Here is a 19,437-nt window from a genome sequence, read left to right on the forward strand (position 1 = left end):
AACTGCTGTAACACCATTAGATAGATATAGCCCAAGTTCATATCTATCCCATACATGAACATGCATATCTATAAGACCTGGTGTTAAATACTTGTTTTTTGCATCAAGAGTTTCAATCCCGTTAATTTCAATCCTATCTGCAACTTTTTGAATTATTCCATCTTTTATGTGCACCATTTTGTCAACTAAAATAGTGTCTTTATTCATTGGAATTATATTGACATTGGTAATAAGAAAAGAATTATTATCAGCAGAGTTAATATTATTAATTTTCAAGTAGTTGGTGTTTTGGTTGTCTACTAAAAGCAATACCGCAACAGATAGTAGTAAAACTCCAATAATTATAACGATGAATTTAAAAATTCGTTTTACTATTTTCATATTTAGGTTAATTATCGCTAACGTTTTGGTATGAGTTTAATTGCGCATTTTAAGATACTAATTTAGTAAATACAAAACCAACTAGAAAATTCGCGAGGATTTTCGTAAGTAGAGTAGAACTAGCTATTAATTATACACGGTGTTGTAGGTTGTGTTTTTTTAGTCAATAAATTCTGTTTTATTAATTGAATCTATTTTTCCATTCTTAAAATAAAGGTCGAGATTGTGAAACTTCCAACCCATTCCATGACCTTCGCTTCCCATAGAATAATTCCAGCTTTTTAAAGTGTCCATTTCTATCTTGAAATTATTCTCGGGTTTTCCAAGAATTCCAACAATCTCATTTTTGGTTTTTCCAATTAATAATTTACTTTCAATTAGGTCTTTTCTCATATGATGGCGGTCTTTTTTGTTTTCACTCCATTCTATTGAGTTAAATTTTAATTCAGGATGATATTCATAAAATATAAATGAAAAGAAAATTGCAACAAATATTGAATAAACTATTGGTGTTAAAATGACTGAAGAAGCAATAGTTACGATAGTTTTCGAAATTCCTTTTCTAATAAATTTTCCAACTATCCAATTAATTATTAAATATAATAAGATTACAATTACTAATTGGAAATACCAATTTCCGGAAGATATGTTAAAATATTCAATCATTTTTTTCATTACCTACAACGTGTTTGTGTATGGTTAGTTGCGTGTTTTAAGAGACTAATTTACTAAATAAAACAAGAACCAAGAAAGTCCGTTTGGACTTTCGTAAGTAAGCGATTTGCCAGCAATTAATTTTATACGGTGTTAGTAATAGTACTTTCTTTTTCCCATTTCTTTATAATCAGAAACCAAATTACAACTGAAATACCTAAAATTATGATTTTTTCAGTTCCGTTAATTCCGTCTTTGATTAGGGCATTAAACATCATAATTTGGATAATCATATGAAAACAAGCACTTGCAATAATAGATTTTGTCGATTCAGCCACTTGTCCAATTCCCCAACTTCCAAGAATCATCATTCCTAAAAAGAAAAGATTGTCGCCAAGACTTGCCTTTGTTAAAAATGTCAAATGCCATAAATACCAAAGAAATCCAATTATTAAATACTTTTCCCAAGACTTTAATCGTTTCAATTCCTCCTGCAAGTATCCTCTCCATCCATATTCCTCCATTATACAATAAAGAAAAGTGCCAATAGAAGCAATGAATCCATAAATATGATAGTTCATTTCAAAGTCATTTTTCACTCCAATTATTATTAGAAGTGCTATTGGAATAAACATCATTATGAGACTTTTTGTCTTTGAAGTACCAAACAGGGAAATTTCTGTTTTTCGTTGTTTTTTTAATAATGGAAGAATTATTAAAGCACCAATTATAACTCCACTACCTTCTAAAAGAACAGAAGTTAAAATAAAAATCCAAGTTGGTAATTTTTCCAATTCAGGTTTAATTTCGAAAATATCAAATCTGAAAATGTTTGATATTAATATTGAAATTAATAGAAATATTATTATTCTTTTCCAACTTATTGGTCTACTCATTTATCAAGGTATTATTAATTAGGGTCAAACATCCAATAATAATTCTTTATAGAATAATATGATCTACCCAATTGTAGTTCGTTAGTTCTGAACTGTATTATTCCTAACGTGTTTGTACAAGATTAGTTGCTGTGGTTAAGCAATAAAGTTAATAAATAATAACTGACTAGAAAGTCCGCGAGGACTTTCGTAAGCTAAACGGAAACAAAGCAATTAATTTTGTACGGTGTTGTAAGTAGTAGTTTTTTTACTGTTTATATTTTCATATTATTTTTCTTTAGTATTTTTCATAAATTTAATACCAATAGTTTACATTTTATTAAATTCTACAATTTTGGAAGTTTCCTGTTTTCCTCTTTTGATTTTGAGAGTTAACTCCGGATTTAGTCTTTTTCTATTTTTTCAAATTTTAGAAATTCAAATTTAAATTTTATGTTTAATCTTTCATTATAAACTTCTCATAAAGCAGAGAGATTCCTCCTAAAATAATCCCAAAAATCAAAATAATTTTACTGTAAGGCCAATGTTGAAGTTTAAATACAGTACCAATTAATATTAATGCAGCACCAATTTTTTGATTTCTTTGGGTTATTCTTTTAGTTCTTTTTTTTGTCATAAAGCTATAATTAAGAGAACCTTTAATTTAAATGTTATTAGGTTTGAGTGATTTTTCGCTATTGCTTACAACGTATTTGTATAAGATTAGTTGCGTATTTTAAGCACTATAGTTAGTAAATAAACACAGATAGAAAGTCCGCGAGGACTTTCGTAAGCTAAACAGAAACAAAGCAATTAATTTTGTACGGTGTTGTAATGCGTATTTTTATTCCGTTTTAATATTCAGCCATTTATTTCTCCAAATAGTTATTGTTCCAACAATTCCAATTAAAAAAATTATAAAAATGCCAATTCCAATATTTTTTGGCACCATTTTCAGATTAAAAAACATAAGTCCAATTAGTGGAAACATTGCTCCAAATAAAGGCATTTTTTTATTCATGAATTTATTTCCGTTAACAATTATTTTTTCATGGTCGTCTGTATTCCGCAATTCCATTTTTTTACTTCCACACCATTGAATTTTGGCTTTCAAAGATTCATTCTTTAAATCATTAGGAATTTCAATAGTTTTTTTCTCTCCGTTTTTTAATTCAGTCAGATATTTTTTTCCAAGGAATATTTCATATGAACAGTTTTTATTAAAACTCTCTTTTGGTCTACTTATCGTAATTTTTTTCATATGCATTACAACGTTTAGTATAAGAAACGTAGGGCAATAAATAAGCACTATTGTTTCAGTTTATTACTGAGCTAAATATAAATATTTTGCTTTTATTTTTGTCTTAAATGCCAAATTTTATATTTAGCGGACTTTATAAATGAACACAGAACTTTGGAGTTAACACAAAAGCCCTATGTTTTTTATACATTGTTGTGCTTAGTATTTTTAAATGGCAATGTATAGCATAATAAAATTAATGATAAACATTAATAAATATTTGTTTGTCATTTTTTTTTACCTTTAATTTGCATTAATATTAAAACTTTTAATTTAATGAAAACATTAAAACATATTTCAGTAGCATTCTTAATTATGCTTATTTCAGGTTTAAGTTCTTACTATTTAAAACCTAATAACCCTATAATGATGACTTTTTTATTTTTAATAGTAGGGTTTTTTTTCTTCAATTTGATTCTTAGAAAATCACTTTCATTCAAGAGTTACTTTACAAGTCGGTATAATCTATTTACAACAAAGGTTCGGACGGAAAAGTCATATGATATACCAAAGGAATTGATGTTTGAAAAAATCATAGAGGTAATTAATCATTCAGATTTTAAATTGGTTGAAACAGATGAAAATAAATTTGAAATTCTAGCGATTTCAAAAATTACATTTAAATCTTGGGGCGAAAATTTATACATTAATTTTGAAACTAAAGGAAATGAAACAATAATGAAATTTTGTTCGTCAACACTATTCCAAATGTATTCTTGGGGGAAAAATGAAAAAAATTATGATAATTTATTAAATGAAATCGAAAGTTCATTAATAGTTTAAATTTATAAGTGTATGCCTATAATAGTAAATTTAGATGTGATGTTAGCTAAACGTAAATTAAAGTTAAAAGAACTTTCTGAAAAAGTTGGTGTGTCAACAGTAAATTTATCAATTTTAAAGCAAGGAAAAGTTAAAGCAATTCGTTTCACCACCTTAGATGCAATTTGCTTGGCATTAGACTGTCAACCTGGCGATATTTTAGAATACGTTGAATAGAGTGTATCTTCGGCATTAAGCACAACGTTGATGTATATGGTTTGTTGCGTGTTTCAAGCAACTAATTTAGTAAATAATTACCGACCAAGAAAGTCCGTTTGGACTTTCGTAAGTAGGCGAGAACTTAGCAATTAATTTTATAGGGTGTTGCCCACAGTATTTATTTCTTTTTTATATTCGTAAGGGTTTTAAATTCCTTTTGAGAGTTTTCCAGTTTTTTTAGAAATTCCGACATTTCATTAGTTAATAATAAATATTCTTGTTTGTTCCAAAATTCTGGATTGAAAGACTTTTTTAGCTCAAAAAGATCTTTCTTAACAGATATGTTTTTATTAAGTTCTTTTTTTGTTTTACCTAATGCTATCCAAGAATATTCTACATCGTATATTGTTTTTTCTTCTTCTGCGATAACTTCGACTTGAGCTATTATTTTAGCTTTATCTAAAAAGTATATATTTTCTTCAATATTTTTTTTAAAGTATACCAAATATTCAAAAGAAGTTGTTCTAAATTTAACTCCTCGTTTTTCCTGAAATATTTCTTTTGTGATAATGTTTTTTGATTTAAACTCTACAATAGCTTTATCTTTATTGTTAATTAAATAATAACCTTCATTTTTTGATTTTTCTTCTGATTTTGGTGAAAAATGATGTTTGGTATATTCATCATTTTCAGATTTTGACTCATTGAAATCATATAATTTAGTATTAATTCCTATGGAAGCAGTAAAATCAAGTATTTGCTTAAAACTGAACATTGAGAAATAAACAGCTTTTTCTTTAATTCCAGCTTTACGCATATTCAAAACTTCTATTTCGTAATTTCTTTTAGGCATTGGCTTTTTTGAAGTAGAAAAAAGTGTTTTTCTATTAACCGAACCGTTCAAATCTTGTAATTTTATTATGACTCCGTCTTTTCTTAAAAAGCATCTTAAAAAGAATGACTCAGAATAAGGCTTAAAAGGGTAGTTGTTATGTAACTCTTTGTAAACATTTGTTATTGAGTTTGAATTTCCTAAAATAATTTCGTCTAATGCTTCAAACTTACTTTCTAAAAAGATTGTGTCTTTTCTTATTTTTTCAAAAGTTGAATAAATAGACTTATAACCAATTAGTCTAATTTTAACAGAATCTTTTTCTGAAACAAATAAGAATTTACCTTCAGAGTTTGTCGAAGTGAAATTAGTACTATTGTATATATCCACATATTCAATAGGGTTTTTAGTGTCTGAATCAACTATAATTCCATTAAGTCTATTTTGACTAAAGGACTTGTTAATCACTAAGATTATTAATATTAGTAGGGTTTTTCTCATATTGTGGGCAACGTGTTTGTGTATGGTTAGTTGCGTGTTTTAAGAGACTAATTTACTAAATAAAACGAGAACCAAGAAAGTCCGTTTGGACTTTCATAAATAAGCTAAAAGCCAGCAATTAATTATACACGGTGTTGTGCTTTCGTTATTTCTATTTTCTAAAAATCAATTCTTTATCTAAATGTTTAATTAATTCTTCAATAGATATCATAGCCTCTTTGTAAAAAAATAAACCTGCTTCTCTTTGAGAAATAATCCTTCCTAATATATTACTAAACTGTTTGTTAATCTTCAAGCTTTCGAAATCATTTGGAGCAGCAGCTTGTTTAGAGTTTCTACTACTTATATGTTTATATATAAAAGGGTTAAACGCCTGTAAATTTGACCATTCTCCTTTGTCATAATCATTGATTAGTATAATAAGTTCAAACTCATACATACTTACAATTTTGTTTCTTAAAGGTAAATTTGATATGATGTCCAAACCTTTAGTTTTTAATGTGGTATAAGCCGTTGTAATAGGATATGGGCTTTGCCAATCTCCAATCCATCCAAATGCGGTATTTAATTCAGTATTATATGGTAAATCTTCATCAATGTAATGTTCTATTTTTCTAAACTGAAGGATTGAATTTCGATTTATAAGGGTATCATTTTTAAAACTATTTAATGTGTCTTCTAAATTTGATTTTACTTCAAGTAAAAGACTTAACTCTACATTATGAAGTTTTCGATTCTCATTCCAATTATTAATAGATAAAGCGATCAAAATACCAATAACCACAAGTACAATTTCTCCGATTGCATATTTAAAATACTTTCCAGTTTTATTTTTCTCCATGAGGTTATATCGTATTTTTCTAAAAAATTTTATCATTGATTATCCGTTTGTTATAATGAAGCACAACGTGTTTGTGTATGGTTTTTTGCGCGTTTTAAGAGACTAATTTAGTAAATAAAACATAAACCAAGAAAGTCCGTTTAGACTTTCGTAAATAAGCTAAAACCAGCAATTAATTAAACACGGTGTTGGCTACAGTTTTTTTCTTTTAAATAATCTTCTGAATCCAAAAAACAAAATTACAATTCCTATTATATACATCAAATAATTTCTGTCACTTTCTTCTTTTTCAGTTTCGGTTTTTTCTTGATTTAAAATAGTTCTAACCTCAAGATTATTTATAACTAATTCTTTCAATTCACTCGGATTAATTTTTCTGTCAACTTTTTTTAAGTCAATTTCTAAACAGTTTAAATTGTCTCTTTTTATTTTTTCTAATTTTTCAGCTCCAACGAAACTTGTAACTGCTAATTCTATTAACCATTTTTGATTTGAGTCAGAATTTTCAATTATTACATCGGGACTAAAGTCAGAAAGAGAAACTTCAATTTCCGATTTTGTGTAGTCAAAATATTTATTTTCAGATAATTTTATTGAATTGTTTTCTGCTACTATTTGTTTTGCTAAAAGGTGAAGAGCCGTTTCAATTCCGCCCTTACAATCAGATTCAATTTCGTGTCTAAAATGTATTTCCCTTTTGTTATTTTTATTATTAATAGCAATTAACTTTTCTCCACATTCAATACATTTGCAATTACATTTCAGTCCATTTTCAACTTTTGAAATATGAACAATTTTTTTTGTCTCAATTATTTTCCTAATGTGATTTTTGCACTCATTCTTTAAATTGTAGCCAACGTGTTTGTATAATGTTAGTTGCGTATTTTAAGCACGAAAGTTAATAAATAAATCACAGATAGAAAGTCCGTTTGGACTTTCGTAAATAAGCTAAAACCAACAATTAATTTTATACGGTGTTAGCTTTTAGTGCTTCTTTTTATTCATAATTTACCATTCAGTAACTTTTTTTTTGTTTAGCTTTAAGCCAACTTTGTTAGGTTCTTATAATTCCATGGCATTTAACCTAACATTTTTTTTTACTTGTTTTTCATTCCGCAAACCTGCTAATTTCCGTTTAGTTTTTAATTCAGGTTTGCGTAATTAATTCCGTGAATTTTTAAATTCCGATTGTGCGAGATTTCGAGTTTTAAATTCATTTTTCAATTCCAAAAACTAATTAAAAGACAGAGGTAATATAATTCAGAGTTTGAATTTTATTATTAAACTTCTTTTGGTTTTATCAACTTGAAAATAAAAATCAAATTCAATAAAGAGAAAATAATAGTCAATATTGAGGAAATTTTTGGGTTTGAAAATTCAAAAAATTCAAATATTTGATTCAAACCTAAAACTATTAAACCAATATTCGAAAGAAGAAGGATAATAGATGTTTTTTTATCTTTTTTATACATTTTTTCTATTTAAATTCAGTTTTCACAAACTTTCTCACGCATTAAAGCTAACGTCTAGGCTGTGGTTAGTAAGGGAATTAAAAGTAATAAACTTTCGATTAAGCACTTAGCCAAAACTTTTTTATTTTGTTTTATCTTTTCAATTTTAAAGCCAAATCCAAAGATTTTGCGGTTTTTGTAAAATGCACTGACCTTTTAGATGAGCACCAAAACCCGTATTAATTATAGCCATTGTTGGCTGTTCGTTATATTTTCCTAGCGATTGTGATAGATAAAAACAAAAACAAAAACAAAAACAAAAGTGAGAGTTATAAACCCTCACTTTCATTAAAATAAACTTTATTCAATTTTATTTTTTATTGTATTTTTTCAATTCTTTTACTGCTTCTTTAGTGGTAAAAACGTGGCTAGCAATCATTCTGAAATTTACAAGAGCTGCTTCATAACCGTTTAGTCCTGGTAAAATTGCTGCTGCGGTTGCATCTTTTACAACAGAAACATCAAAACCAGATTCTACTAAGTCTCTCATATGTGATTCTGTACAAAGATTAGCCGACATTCCTGCTAAAACTACTTTACTAAATCCGTGTTTACGTAATTGCAAGGCTAAATCGTTAGACTCTGGACCATACACTTTATGAGGGCTTGTAACAATTACATTATCTCCATCAATATATTTCTTGTATTTATCTAACCAATCTGCTCCAGACCCCTCAAAACCTTCTGTCGATAAAGCATCTGTTCTGTCAAACATTCCAATCTTGTGCATTAATACTTCTAATGCACCTTCAATTTGCCAAGAATGGTCGTGTTTGTAATAATAATGTGGTGATACAAATACAGTGATACCTTTTTCTTTTGCTACTTTAAAAAGTGCTTCGATATTGTCTACGGTATTGTTGTCTGTTACGCTTTGTCCCACAACTCCCCAAGTTACTCCATCTGGACTTAAAAAATCGTTTTGAGGATCTGTAATTACAATTGCAGTATTTTCATCTACTGTAAATCCTGGATCTGGTAATTGAGCAAACATACTTGTTACACATGCTACTACTAATACTAATGTTACTGATAATTTTTTCATTTTAGTTTCATTTTAAAAATTAATTATTTAGTGATGTATTATATCTTTGAATACCTCATCACTTTTTTTATGATTTGATTAATTCTAATTCTTGAGCTACTGGAAAATCAATATCGATTTGAGTTAATTTGTGTAGGTAGTTCATTACAACTTTGTCACCTACTGCTAAAATAACATCAACTAAAGTTTCTTTTGAATAGCCAACGTTAAAAAAGTCTTCTAGTATTGTGTCATCAAATTTTCCTTTGTTGATGGTAATAGCTTTTGCTACTTTAACAAGGGCATCAAATTTTTCGTTAGTGGAAAAATAACCTTGTCTTAATTCTAAAATTTGTTCATCTGTAAAACCATTAATTTTACCAAATACGGTATGGGCAGATAAGCAATAGTTACACCCGTTTACTTGGCTAACTATTAAGTTCACAACTTCCTTTTCTTTTTTAGAAAGAGACGTTTTAGCATTTTGAAATTGTAAATAATTTCCTAAAGCAGTATCAGAATATGCAATCGTTGCATAAAGGTTAGGTACAAAACCTACTGCTTTTTTAAGTCTTCAAAAATTTCTTGATTTTTTGAAGAGACCTCTTCTCTTGTTGGTACATTAAAATTTGTCATAATATTCTGTTTTTAAATTTGTTTATCATTATTTATAGTGCAAAGATGCGAACAGAATACAATGTTTTATTAGGTAGGTTTTCCCTTAATGTTGGCAATTTATCCCAAAAGAGATTTTTCTCGATATTTTGAAGGAGAAAGACCTTCTTGTTTCTTAAAAAATCGACTAAATGACTGAATGTCATCATAGCCAATTTTAAAAGCGATTTCTTGAATTTGTATGTCAGAATAAAATAGCAACCGTTTTGCTTCAAGCATTTTACGGTCTTGGATATAACTTAATGGTGTTTTTGTTCCTTTTTTTGAAAAAATATTGGAAATTGTTTTAGGGGATTTATACAATAAATCTGCATATTCGGCTACAGTATGTTTTGTGTTAAAATGCTGCTCTACTAAAAAATTAAATTCTCTAATAATATCGCTTTCCTTTTTAATTTTCGAAAATTGGTGTTGCTCCTTATATAATTGTGTACATAATATCAGGTATCGTTTTAACATCATTTGCAACATACCTATTTGTAAGTTGTCTTTAGATTGCATTTCTATTGAAAACATTTTCCAGAGAATTTGAAAATGTTCTATTCCTTTATTTGGAATAGTAATAATTGGTACTTGAGATGCACCAAAAAATAAAATTCCTTTACAACTTACTTCAATATCGTGATCTATGATACAAAAAAAAGGTCTGTTAAATCTTAAAAACTTAATCTCACCCTTTTTAATCACTTTTACTTTATGAAATTCGGTAAGAAAAATAATTTGATTTTTAGCAAAGTGATAGTTTTTGCCATCAATTATAAACTCATTGTTACCTGTTTGAAACCATAGTACTGTTAAAATTTTTGCTTCTGGATTATCGAAAATACCACAATCCAGAATTCCAAGTTCTTTCAGTTCTATAAAATTGTCTGTTTTTCCTTTTATTTTCATTTTTTTTAATGACAGCCAACGTCTCGGCTATGGTTAGTGCGGGAGTAGGAGAGTAGTGAACTTTCGAACTGGAACTTAGCCAAAACTTTTTATTTTGTTTTATCTTTTCATTTTAAAGCCAAATCAAAAGATTTGGCGGACTTAGTAAATGTACCAAAACTTTAGGTTAAGCACCAAAACCCGTATTAATTATAGCCATTGTTGGCAGTTGGCCTTATTTTTTATAGTTAATATAATTTCTTTTATTTAAATCTAAATAGTCGTTTCTAATTGTCAAATACCATTTTCGGTATTCATCAAGTTTTTCTGGCACTCTTTTTCTAATAAATATATTATAAATTTCAAGTAGTAAAGATGCGGTATTAAAAGTCACATTTTGAGTATGCTCGAAATCTCGAATTTGAATAATTTGAGCGCTGTCGTTACCGACATAAACCATTCCCTTTGTCAAATTAAGTCCGTGAACATTTTCGGAATATTTTCTGTAGAAAAATTCGTAACGTATATTCTTCTTTAACTTTTGTGCTAATTGCTCCAAATTGTCAGGACCATTATATAAAGAATACCAATTTGGATTTTTCCTCTTTTTAGATGTTCTTAAATATTCTTTTTGAACTTCTGAAAATTCGGGCTTCTCCAACAAACTCTTTTTGGATTCTTTAGTTTTAATAATTTCGGGATGATCCATAAATTTGTCAAAATTCAAATTCAATTCATCTTTTTCAATTTGAATTTTAAATTGTGATGAACTATTTTCTGTCTTGATAAATTTATTATAATATTTGATGTCTTTATTGGCTTTTGCAACCATATAAGATAATACCCTTTGTCTTTCCTTTTCCTCCAACATATAAATTAACTGAAGGATATTTTCTATTAAAGTTCTTAAGATTATTTTTGAAGGGTCAATTGATGATTCTTTAATTAAGATTGAAATGGAATCACTAAGTTCTAATATATTTCTGAAAAACAAGGTCGGGATATTATTATCTTTTCCTTCCCTTTTTACTTCAACATCCCATTTTAAAATATGTGTTCCGAAATTCACAATTTCAGCAACTAGTTTCGAGAAATGATTTTGAATTTTAATCAAATATTCATCTCGATTCAATGGGAGTATGTCGTCAATTGGGTTAGTTTTCATTTTTCGGCTTACTGCCAACGTGTTTGTGTAAGTTTAGTTGCGGCTTTGAGAAGTGAAATTAGTACATAAACGACAAACAGAGGGTCTGCGAGGACTTTCGTAAGTAGGCTAGGATCGAGCAATTAAATTTACACGGTGTTGCCATTTCGTTGTTTCAATTCCGTTTTTATTTCCTTTTTAATTTTTTTTTTAAATATAATTCACTGAAATACTTAAAACGTTTGCCAGGGATTATCATTTTCCAAATATCTTGTTTTTGGATTATGTTTTTATCTGCAAGTCTTTTCCCGTCCACATAAGTTCTGAATATTAAAGCATAAAAAAATAAAAGCAAAACGAACAATGTTGGGTTCATCAAGTCTGTTTTACTTAGCCAGTTTAATATTCCAAGTGGCAATAAGATTGTTAAATAGTAGATAAATAAATTTTTCATTTTTTTTATTTTAATCGTTAGAGTAAATGTATTCAGCGTATTCTTTCTCAAACTTTTTTAATTCCGATTGAGTGAAAAGTTCCGAGACTTTCTAAATTCCGCATACAAATTGGTTTTTAGTTTTTCAATTTAGATTCTGACAACAAACTAAAACTTCAGTTTTTATATGGAAATGGGTTTTCTTAAAAAAATCCACATCACTTGCATTTTTTTTTCTGATTGAGTTTCATATTCTTTTATTCTTGGTGATAAAATTGCCATAATTCCAGCACTAATCATTGCTTTATAAGGATTTTCTAAATTTTCGAAAGAAAAGTGTAAAATTATCCAAACGATTAGAAAAATAATAAATGATATTAAATATCTTAAAATAATAACTTTAGTTTTTTTGTTCATGTTTCAAATATTTGAGTGCGTTCCGTCAATGAATGGCAACGTGTTTGTACAAGATTAGTTGCTGTGTTTAAGCACTTAAGTTAATAAATAATAACTGAATAGAAAGTCCGCGAGGACTTTCCTAAATAAGCCAATATAAAGCAATTAATTTTGTAAGGTGTTATGTGCTGCCTTTTAACTCTTTTTCACTTCTATAGTCCATTGGAAAAGGATAATATGTTGGGTATTTATTCAAAATAATCATCGAATTTTTCATTTCTTTATTTTTGTCATAATCTTTAAAACTAGTTATTTCCGTTAATTTCATTAATTGATTAGGATTATCTAAACTCAAGACAAAACCAAAAGGGCTGAAAGTAAATTCGCATATTGCTCCATGTAAGTTCGTATAATGAATGGTTCCGTTTCTGTTTTGACCCTCATTATTCAAATACATATAAAATCTATATTTTTCAGATAACTCCATTAATTTTTCATTCTTAACAAATTCCAAAAGTTCAGGATAACATTCGGTAAAAACAAAATTATTTGAAGCAATGAAAATTGCCGTTATTTGTTTCAGAAATTTAAGAAGATTTATGTCAGAAATATCGAATTGAAAGGCTTTAATATTTTTATCATTTGATTGAATTATATTCATTGCTATATGTGCGAAATCTTTGTAAGTCCTAACATACTTTGAGCCGAGATATCCATTACAATCAATACAAAAACTATATTCTCCAATTCCACCCTGTTCTTTTCTTGTTTTAGGTTTAAGATTTTCAAAAGTATATTCTTTCGCTTTTTTATAATATTCAGTCTGTTCTAAAATGTAGTATTTTGTTTCTTTATTAAATGCTGAACGTGGTGGAATATGCTCGAAATTCAATTCTTTTGTTTCTAGGCATAGTTTACATTTTCCAACTTTTGTTCTTTTTCTCATTTTTTGTTAGGTTGCACATAACGTCTTTCTATAAGGTTATTTGCGTGTTTCAAGCACTATAGTTAGTAAATAAAACACAAACCAAGAAAGACCGCAAGGACTTTCGTAAATAAGCTAAAACCAGCAATTAATTTTATACATTGTTGGCAACAGTATTTTTATTTTCCGATTTCCCTTTCTTTTCTAAAACTCTAATTTTGCGTGACTTTTTAAAATTTAAAAACTTTTATTCAACTTTAATTTTTTCGTAATTTACTTATTTTCATAAACTTGTTCAATTCCGATTGAATGATAATTTCGCCATAATTTTTGGAGTTCAATTCAGTTTTTTGTAATTTGATTCATTTCTCATTATTGGGAATTCCGCAACACTTTTTTCAAGAGTCAGTTCGGTTTCTCATAATTGATTTAATCAATTTATAACAATATAAAATTCCGAGTAAAAACATAGCTCCGCAAAACCAATATTCCGCTTTTGAGTAATAACTTATTCCGCCAAATATTCCAAATACTGTCCATAATAGATTCGCTAGAACTTCGGTTTTATTCAATTTGTTCATGTTTTCTGTTTGTCTGTTATATTATTGCCAACTTGTATATAGGCTTACCTTTTATCCGCATAAGACTCCATATTGGGGGGATATGCGGAAGTTTAGTGTTTATAGTATGCTTTTGTTTTTGCATAAAAATAGGGGATTAAAACAAATCATTAAACGGATTTTTAATTTTTTTTAAACTTGTTTGTGTAACATGGGTATAGATCATCGTGGTTTTGGGGCTACTGTGGCCCAAGAGCTCTTGAATATATCGAATGTCGGTCCCCTTTTCTAACAGATGAGTGGCAAAACTGTGCCGTAAAGAATGCAACGTTGCTTTCTTGCGAATACCTGCTTTAAACAAAGCGTTTTTTAATACTTTTTGTGCACTTGCATCGCTATAGGTGCTTCCGTTTGCTCCTTCAAATAGAGAGTTCTTCGGTCTGTAAGCAACGTAATAATCCCTTAAAATTTTTAGAAAAACTGGAGACAAAAGGGTATATCTGTCTTTTTTTCCTTTCGCTTGCCGACCATAAATGAGCATTCTCTGACAGTCAATATCAGTTACTTCTAAAGTAATCGCCTCACCAATCCGCAAGCCAGCAGAATACAACAGGCTTAAAAGAGCTTTGTGTTTTAAGTTGGTAATTGTACTAAAAATGGCTTTTATTTCAGCACCACTTAATATAATGGGTAATTTCTTTTCTTTTCGAGGTCTTTCAATCGGGATTTCTTCGTAGGCATATCCTTTATAGGCAAAAAACTTTTGTATGCCACCGATAAACTGATTTTGATAGGAAATAGACTTGTTGGGTACGAAAATAGAATCATAGTTAAAAGCTGCTACTGTTTTCATCGAGAACAAATCCGCTTTTTTTAAGAGAGCATACCGAATATAGGTAGCCGTGACAGTAACATAGGTATGCACTGTGTTTTTACTCAATCTTTTTTGAAACAGCCATTTTTTAAATTTGCGTACATCAGTCATATATAATTCTGGTATTTCAGCTATTAAATGCGAATTTCTTTTTTCTGCGATGCTGCTTTTATTAATAAAAGGTTGCAACTCTAAAGAGACAACAGTCCAGTTCGGTTTTTTAAAATGGGTAAAAATAAGGGCGATATTTTCTAAAGAGAGCTCCATATAAAAACAACGCAAGGTGCGACTCCAAGAAACGTTGTCAAGGTTTTGAAGATGGTTTTTGATCTCATCATCATACGAAAACCGAATAGAAAGCACGTTTTTAGTCCGATGTTTAGCGGTACTTAAAGTTATTTTTTTCATACAGTGTATGATATAAATTTAAGCTTTTTAATTGATAATCAGTGCCTAGGGTCTCCATAAATACTCATTTTCTTAGATTTCAGAACATTCATGCTGCAGAAACCAAAGCGGTTGGTAATTTTGCCATAGCAGCCGTAAATGCCCATGCCATTGATGGGATACTGCTGTACAACATCGGTAAAGTGTACCGCATCAAAATAGTTTCCGTCTGCGTCAATAAAAGTAGTCAAACGCATCAGCTTTCCCTGGGAGGTCTTGTTAAAGCGAGTGGCAACCAACTGGCCGTACAAGACCACTTTTTTGTCCGCAAATTCCGCCATTTGTTTTGCTTTTATATGTGGATGAAATTGATCTGTAACCAGTGAAAAATAATCGTGAATAGTAAATCCTAGCAGTTCCATCTCGTCATATACATCCTCCAACCAATGCGTGTGAAGTTTCGGAATTTCAAAATTCTGATGGGGTGTTCGGAATAACTTTTCTTGTGTTTGTACTTCTTTCGAGGTGCGTGCGTTCAATTTAAAAGTAGCTTCCCATAACAGGGTCGTTTTTGGTTTGTTGGTAAATCGGAAAGCATCAATGCGAATTAAAACTGTAAGTTGTTCTATAGAGACGGCAATGCGTGCAATAAAATCTTCCATAGAAAGAAAGCAGCCATGCAATTGCCGTTCCGTTAAAAAACGCTGTATCAGTAAATGTTCTAGGTTTTTAAGATATCCAAAGCCCAAATAGATTGTTTTGCCTCTTACAATATTTGCATGATCGCTAGTATTAATGCAGGGCAGCGCAATGGTAGCACCACACATTTTAGCCTCATGAATATAGTGTGCGGCAGTATAAAAGCCACCACCGTTATTTAAAACAGCTGTCATAAACTCAATCGGGTAATAGCACTTTAGAAATAAACTTTGGTAGCTTTCTACGGCATAGGAAGCAGAATGTCCTTTGGCAAAAGCGTATCCAGCAAAGCTTTTTATCTGATTCCAAACTTCAAAAATTAAGGGGTCTGCATGTCCTTTTTTCCTGCAATTCGAGATAAATTTAGCTTCTACAGCCTTAAACTCTTCAATAGAACGGTATTTGCCGCTCATTCCTCTTCGTAAAACGTCTGCCTCTCCCAAGCTGAGGTCTGCAAACTGATTGGCAACTTTCATCACATCTTCTTGATATACCATCACGCCATAGGTCTCTGGCATAATCTGTAATAAAATAGGATGCGCCTCTTTTCTTTTCTCAGGGAACCGATGTCTTTTTATATATTCTTCCTTCATGCCAGAACCAGAAACACCAGGCCTTATAATAGAACTGGCAGCAACCAACCCCAAATAGTCTTGGGTTTGTAGTTTCTGCATGAGACCGCGCATGGCAGGAGATTCTACATAATAGGCACCAATGGCACCGCCATTCTTTAAAAGCATATTGATGTTTTTATCTTTCTTAAAGGCCTCAATAGCTGTAATGTCTATTTCAGGGGCACCAGGGTGATTCTCTTTGATAATTTGCAGCGCATCTTTAATTTTTGCCAATCCTCGTTGCCCTAAAATATCAAACTTAAAAACACCTACATCGTCGGCAATATACATGTCAAATTGTACGGTAGGAAACCCTTTTGGGGGCATGCTGGTGGCCGAATAATAATGAATGGGTTTGTTCAAAATTAAAACGCCTGCAGAATGTACACTTACATAATTTGGAAATCCCTCAATGAGTTTTCCGTACTTTAAAACCAAGTTAGCAATGCCGTCTACTTTAGGTTCGCGTGCTCCACGACTCAATTTGTCAATTTCTTCTTTTGGCAGACCAAAGACCTTGCCCAACTCTCGAATAACAGCCCTGTATTTAAAGGTGTTGTAAGTAGCCAGCAACGCCACATGATCAAAACGGTCAAAAATATACTGCGTCATGGTCGCTCTGTCCTTCCAAGAAAAATCAATGTCAAAGTCTGGTGGTGAGGCTCTAAACGGATTGATAAATCGCTCGAAATACAAATCCAGTTCTACAGGATCTACATCTGTAATGCCAAGGATATAGGCAACAATGCTATTGGCACCACTTCCTCGACCTACATGGAAAAAATTGTTTTTTTTCGCATAACAGATAATGTCATAATTGATTAAAAAAAAGGAAACAAATTTTAGCTCTACAATCACCTTTAGCTCTTTTTTAAGCCGCGCATGTACTTTTAGACTCGGAGCAGGATAGCGCTTGTGAAGCTTGTCTGCACACAATTGCAATAGTAGGGTACAATCCTCTTCAAAACTCCCGCGGTACACATTTAAATTCTGATTTGTACGTGCCGTGTCATAGCCAAAATGGACACGGCACTTTTTTAACAATGCCTTGGTATTATCGAGAATAAACGGAAATTCTTTAAAAGAATCCTCCAATGCAGTAGCAGTGTGCATGCGCTCAGTTTCCAAACATTCTTCTGTGGTGGGCAGCTTGCTCAAAAGTGTATTGTTGTCTATGGCACGCAGCAATCGGTGTGCATTAAAATCGTTTTTACTGCGGATGGTTACCTGTTGCTGTATGACAATTTTGTCTTCGTACTTTTTTAAATAGGAGAAACGCAATTTGTTAATTTCAGCAATTGAAATACCGATAAATTCATTTTCAGCAAAAGAGGTAAGATGCAGCTCCAAAACCTTTTCAAAAGGATAGACAATAAACACGTTTTCCAAAGGAGTCGGAGTGCTCGGAATGGCAGTCTTTGAAGTTAAAAAGGAAGATAGATACCGGTTAATATTCTGAAATCCAGTATTGTTTTCTGCAAGTGCCACAAACTGCTGGGAAGTACCATTCCTAAAATCTACGCCCACAACAGGATGGATGTCATATTTTTTTGCCTGCTGTATAAAGTTCATACAGGCAGAAGTGTTGTTGATGTCTGTAAGTGCTAGCGCATTAATATTGTTGGCAACAGCAAGCTCTAACAGTGCAACTTCAGAGAAGGTGCCATAGCGCAAGGAGTAGTAAGAGTGACAGTTGAGGTACATAATGTTATTGTTTTCTATGTGCTAAAACCAGCGGCGGTTCTCCATTAAAAGGGTTGCTAAACCGTCCAATAGATTTTGCACCCATGGCAGCAGCTCTCATAATACTCAGCTCACCATATTTATTTCGAACGGTGTCCATTGCACTGTAGAGATCTAATAATTGCTCCGTATCGTCAAAAAGATTTATCTGATAATTGCCACTTACAATGTCAGATACTTTAACGCCTACCAAGCGGATGAGTAAGCGCCGTTGGTATAGTTTTTTAAACAATTCTAAAACGGCAGGAATAATAATGTGGTCTGCACTGGTGTATGGAATTTTTACTTGCTTGCTGTAGGTGTTAAAATCAGAATATCTAATTTTTACGCTAATAGTCGCTGCCAACTTATCTCCCTTTCGAAGTTGGTACGCCAGGTTTTCTGCCATGGCAAAAATGGTGGCTTTCAACTTTACCATGTCTGTGGTGTCTTTGTTGTAAGTTCTTTCTGTGGATAACGATTTGCGTTCGTGAAAAGCAACAATCGGAGGGTTGTCAATACCGTTCGCGCGTTTCCAAATTGTTTTTCCATTGGCGCCCAAAACACTCACCATCATTTCTAAAGGCATTTCTTGTATTACTTTGACAGTATCTACACCAAGATTCCGAAGAATTTGATAGGTTTTATTTCCTACGGAAGGAATTTTCCGAATCGACAAAGGTGCCAAGAACGATTTTTCAAAACCGGGATCAATTAACAATTGATTGTTTGGCTTTGCTTCTCCTGTGGCAACTTTAGAAACTATTTTATTTTGTGACATGCCAAAAGAAATAGGGAGTCCAGTTTCTTTGATAATTTGTTGCCGCAGTTCAGATGCATATTTATAGCTGCCAAAAAAAGCATCCATGCCAGAGAGATCTGCATAGAACTCGTCAATACTTGCCTTCTCAAAAACAGGCACCTTCTCTTTGATGATGTCTGTAACTAAATTCGAATATTTAGAATAGGTGCCAGTGTCTCCTCGGATGGTAATTGCTTCTGGACACAGTCTTTTGGCAATCTTCATAGACATGCCAGAATGTACGCCAAATCTTCGGGTTTCATAACTACAGGCAGCTACGACACCGCGGTCTCCAGTACCGCCAACTAACAGGGGTTTATTTTGTAATCTACTGTCAATCAGTCGCTCACAGGAAACAAAAAAAGTATCTAAATCGAGGTGTATTATATTTTTTTTCACTTTGTAAAATTAGCTACAAATTCGTACATTTGTTGCT

18 protein-coding genes and 1 pseudogene are annotated in these 19,437 nt (G+C 31.0%); 2 read left to right on the forward strand and 17 right to left on the reverse strand.

Annotated features, from left to right (window positions below; translation table 11 throughout):
• The 5 genes and pseudogenes from PI23P_RS12600 to PI23P_RS05815 form a co-directional block, all read right to left on the reverse strand.
• Nucleotides 1-381: pseudogene (locus PI23P_RS12600) on the reverse strand (amidohydrolase family protein); the annotation flags it as partial.
• A gap of 159 nt (nucleotides 382-540) precedes the next feature.
• Nucleotides 541-1,056, reverse strand: coding sequence for a hypothetical protein (locus PI23P_RS05800; protein WP_004569825.1), 516 nt, complete (start codon nucleotides 1,054-1,056; stop codon nucleotides 541-543).
• Nucleotides 1,057-1,178: 122 nt separating this feature from the next.
• Nucleotides 1,179-1,931 carry a CPBP family intramembrane glutamic endopeptidase gene (locus tag PI23P_RS05805; protein ID WP_004569826.1) on the reverse strand — a complete coding sequence of 251 codons (753 nt, stop codon included), beginning with the start codon at nucleotides 1,929-1,931 and terminating at the stop codon, nucleotides 1,179-1,181.
• Between the two features lie 436 nt (nucleotides 1,932-2,367).
• Complete coding sequence (locus PI23P_RS05810) at nucleotides 2,368-2,547, reverse strand: GldL-related protein (protein WP_004569827.1); 180 nt, start codon at nucleotides 2,545-2,547, stop codon at nucleotides 2,368-2,370.
• A 207-nt stretch (nucleotides 2,548-2,754) separates the two neighbouring features.
• A complete protein-coding gene (locus tag PI23P_RS05815) occupies nucleotides 2,755-3,171 on the reverse strand; it encodes a hypothetical protein (RefSeq protein ID WP_004569828.1) in 417 nt (138 codons plus the stop codon).
• Between the two features lie 315 nt (nucleotides 3,172-3,486).
• Here PI23P_RS05815 and PI23P_RS05820 point away from each other — a divergent pair, with 315 nt between their 5' ends.
• Nucleotides 3,487-3,993: a hypothetical protein gene (locus PI23P_RS05820; protein ID WP_004569829.1), complete on the forward strand. Its 507-nt coding sequence runs from the start codon at nucleotides 3,487-3,489 to the stop codon at nucleotides 3,991-3,993.
• 12 nt (nucleotides 3,994-4,005) lie between these two features.
• Entirely contained in the window at nucleotides 4,006-4,209 is a 204-nt protein-coding gene (locus tag PI23P_RS05825; protein ID WP_004569830.1) for a helix-turn-helix domain-containing protein, read from the forward strand.
• Nucleotides 4,210-4,369: 160 nt separating this feature from the next.
• Here PI23P_RS05825 and PI23P_RS05830 read toward each other — a convergent pair whose 3' ends face one another.
• From PI23P_RS05830 to dinB, 12 genes are all read right to left on the reverse strand, one after another.
• The gene (locus tag PI23P_RS05830) at nucleotides 4,370-5,524 is read right to left on the reverse strand and encodes a peptidase associated/transthyretin-like domain-containing protein (RefSeq protein ID WP_004569831.1); all 1,155 of its coding nucleotides are present in this window, start codon (nucleotides 5,522-5,524) and stop codon (nucleotides 4,370-4,372) included.
• Nucleotides 5,525-5,675: 151 nt separating this feature from the next.
• A complete protein-coding gene (locus PI23P_RS05835) occupies nucleotides 5,676-6,365 on the reverse strand; it encodes a DUF6090 family protein (RefSeq protein ID WP_004569832.1) in 690 nt (229 codons plus the stop codon).
• Nucleotides 6,366-8,186: 1,821 nt separating this feature from the next.
• Entirely contained in the window at nucleotides 8,187-8,921 is a 735-nt protein-coding gene (locus tag PI23P_RS05845; RefSeq protein ID WP_004569835.1) for a cysteine hydrolase family protein, read from the reverse strand.
• Between the two features lie 67 nt (nucleotides 8,922-8,988).
• Complete coding sequence (locus PI23P_RS05850; protein WP_004569836.1) at nucleotides 8,989-9,345, reverse strand: carboxymuconolactone decarboxylase family protein; 357 nt, start codon at nucleotides 9,343-9,345, stop codon at nucleotides 8,989-8,991.
• A 290-nt stretch (nucleotides 9,346-9,635) separates the two neighbouring features.
• The gene (locus PI23P_RS05855; RefSeq protein ID WP_004569838.1) at nucleotides 9,636-10,466 is read right to left on the reverse strand and encodes a helix-turn-helix transcriptional regulator; all 831 of its coding nucleotides are present in this window, start codon (nucleotides 10,464-10,466) and stop codon (nucleotides 9,636-9,638) included.
• Nucleotides 10,467-10,680: 214 nt separating this feature from the next.
• Entirely contained in the window at nucleotides 10,681-11,610 is a 930-nt protein-coding gene (locus PI23P_RS05860) for a DUF5677 domain-containing protein (protein WP_004569839.1), read from the reverse strand.
• A 166-nt stretch (nucleotides 11,611-11,776) separates the two neighbouring features.
• Nucleotides 11,777-12,043, reverse strand: coding sequence for a hypothetical protein (locus PI23P_RS05865; RefSeq protein ID WP_018945249.1), 267 nt, complete (start codon nucleotides 12,041-12,043; stop codon nucleotides 11,777-11,779).
• Between the two features lie 162 nt (nucleotides 12,044-12,205).
• On the reverse strand, nucleotides 12,206-12,439 hold the full coding sequence (locus PI23P_RS05870; RefSeq protein WP_004569841.1) for a hypothetical protein: 234 nt from the start codon (nucleotides 12,437-12,439) through the stop codon (nucleotides 12,206-12,208).
• Nucleotides 12,440-12,599: 160 nt separating this feature from the next.
• On the reverse strand, nucleotides 12,600-13,364 hold the full coding sequence (locus tag PI23P_RS05875; protein ID WP_004569842.1) for a hypothetical protein: 765 nt from the start codon (nucleotides 13,362-13,364) through the stop codon (nucleotides 12,600-12,602).
• 696 nt (nucleotides 13,365-14,060) lie between these two features.
• On the reverse strand, nucleotides 14,061-15,185 hold the full coding sequence (locus PI23P_RS05880) for a tyrosine-type recombinase/integrase (protein WP_004569843.1): 1,125 nt from the start codon (nucleotides 15,183-15,185) through the stop codon (nucleotides 14,061-14,063).
• Nucleotides 15,186-15,223: 38 nt separating this feature from the next.
• Nucleotides 15,224-18,181, reverse strand: a complete 2,958-nt coding sequence (locus PI23P_RS05885; RefSeq protein ID WP_004569844.1) for a DNA polymerase III subunit alpha — start codon at nucleotides 18,179-18,181, stop codon at nucleotides 15,224-15,226.
• 4 nt (nucleotides 18,182-18,185) lie between these two features.
• Nucleotides 18,186-19,400: a DNA polymerase IV gene (gene dinB, locus PI23P_RS05890; protein WP_004569845.1), complete on the reverse strand. Its 1,215-nt coding sequence runs from the start codon at nucleotides 19,398-19,400 to the stop codon at nucleotides 18,186-18,188.
• Nucleotides 19,401-19,437 lie beyond the last annotated feature (37 nt).

It is taken from the genome of Polaribacter irgensii 23-P, assembly GCF_000153225.1.
Classification (GTDB): domain Bacteria; phylum Bacteroidota; class Bacteroidia; order Flavobacteriales; family Flavobacteriaceae; genus Polaribacter; species Polaribacter irgensii.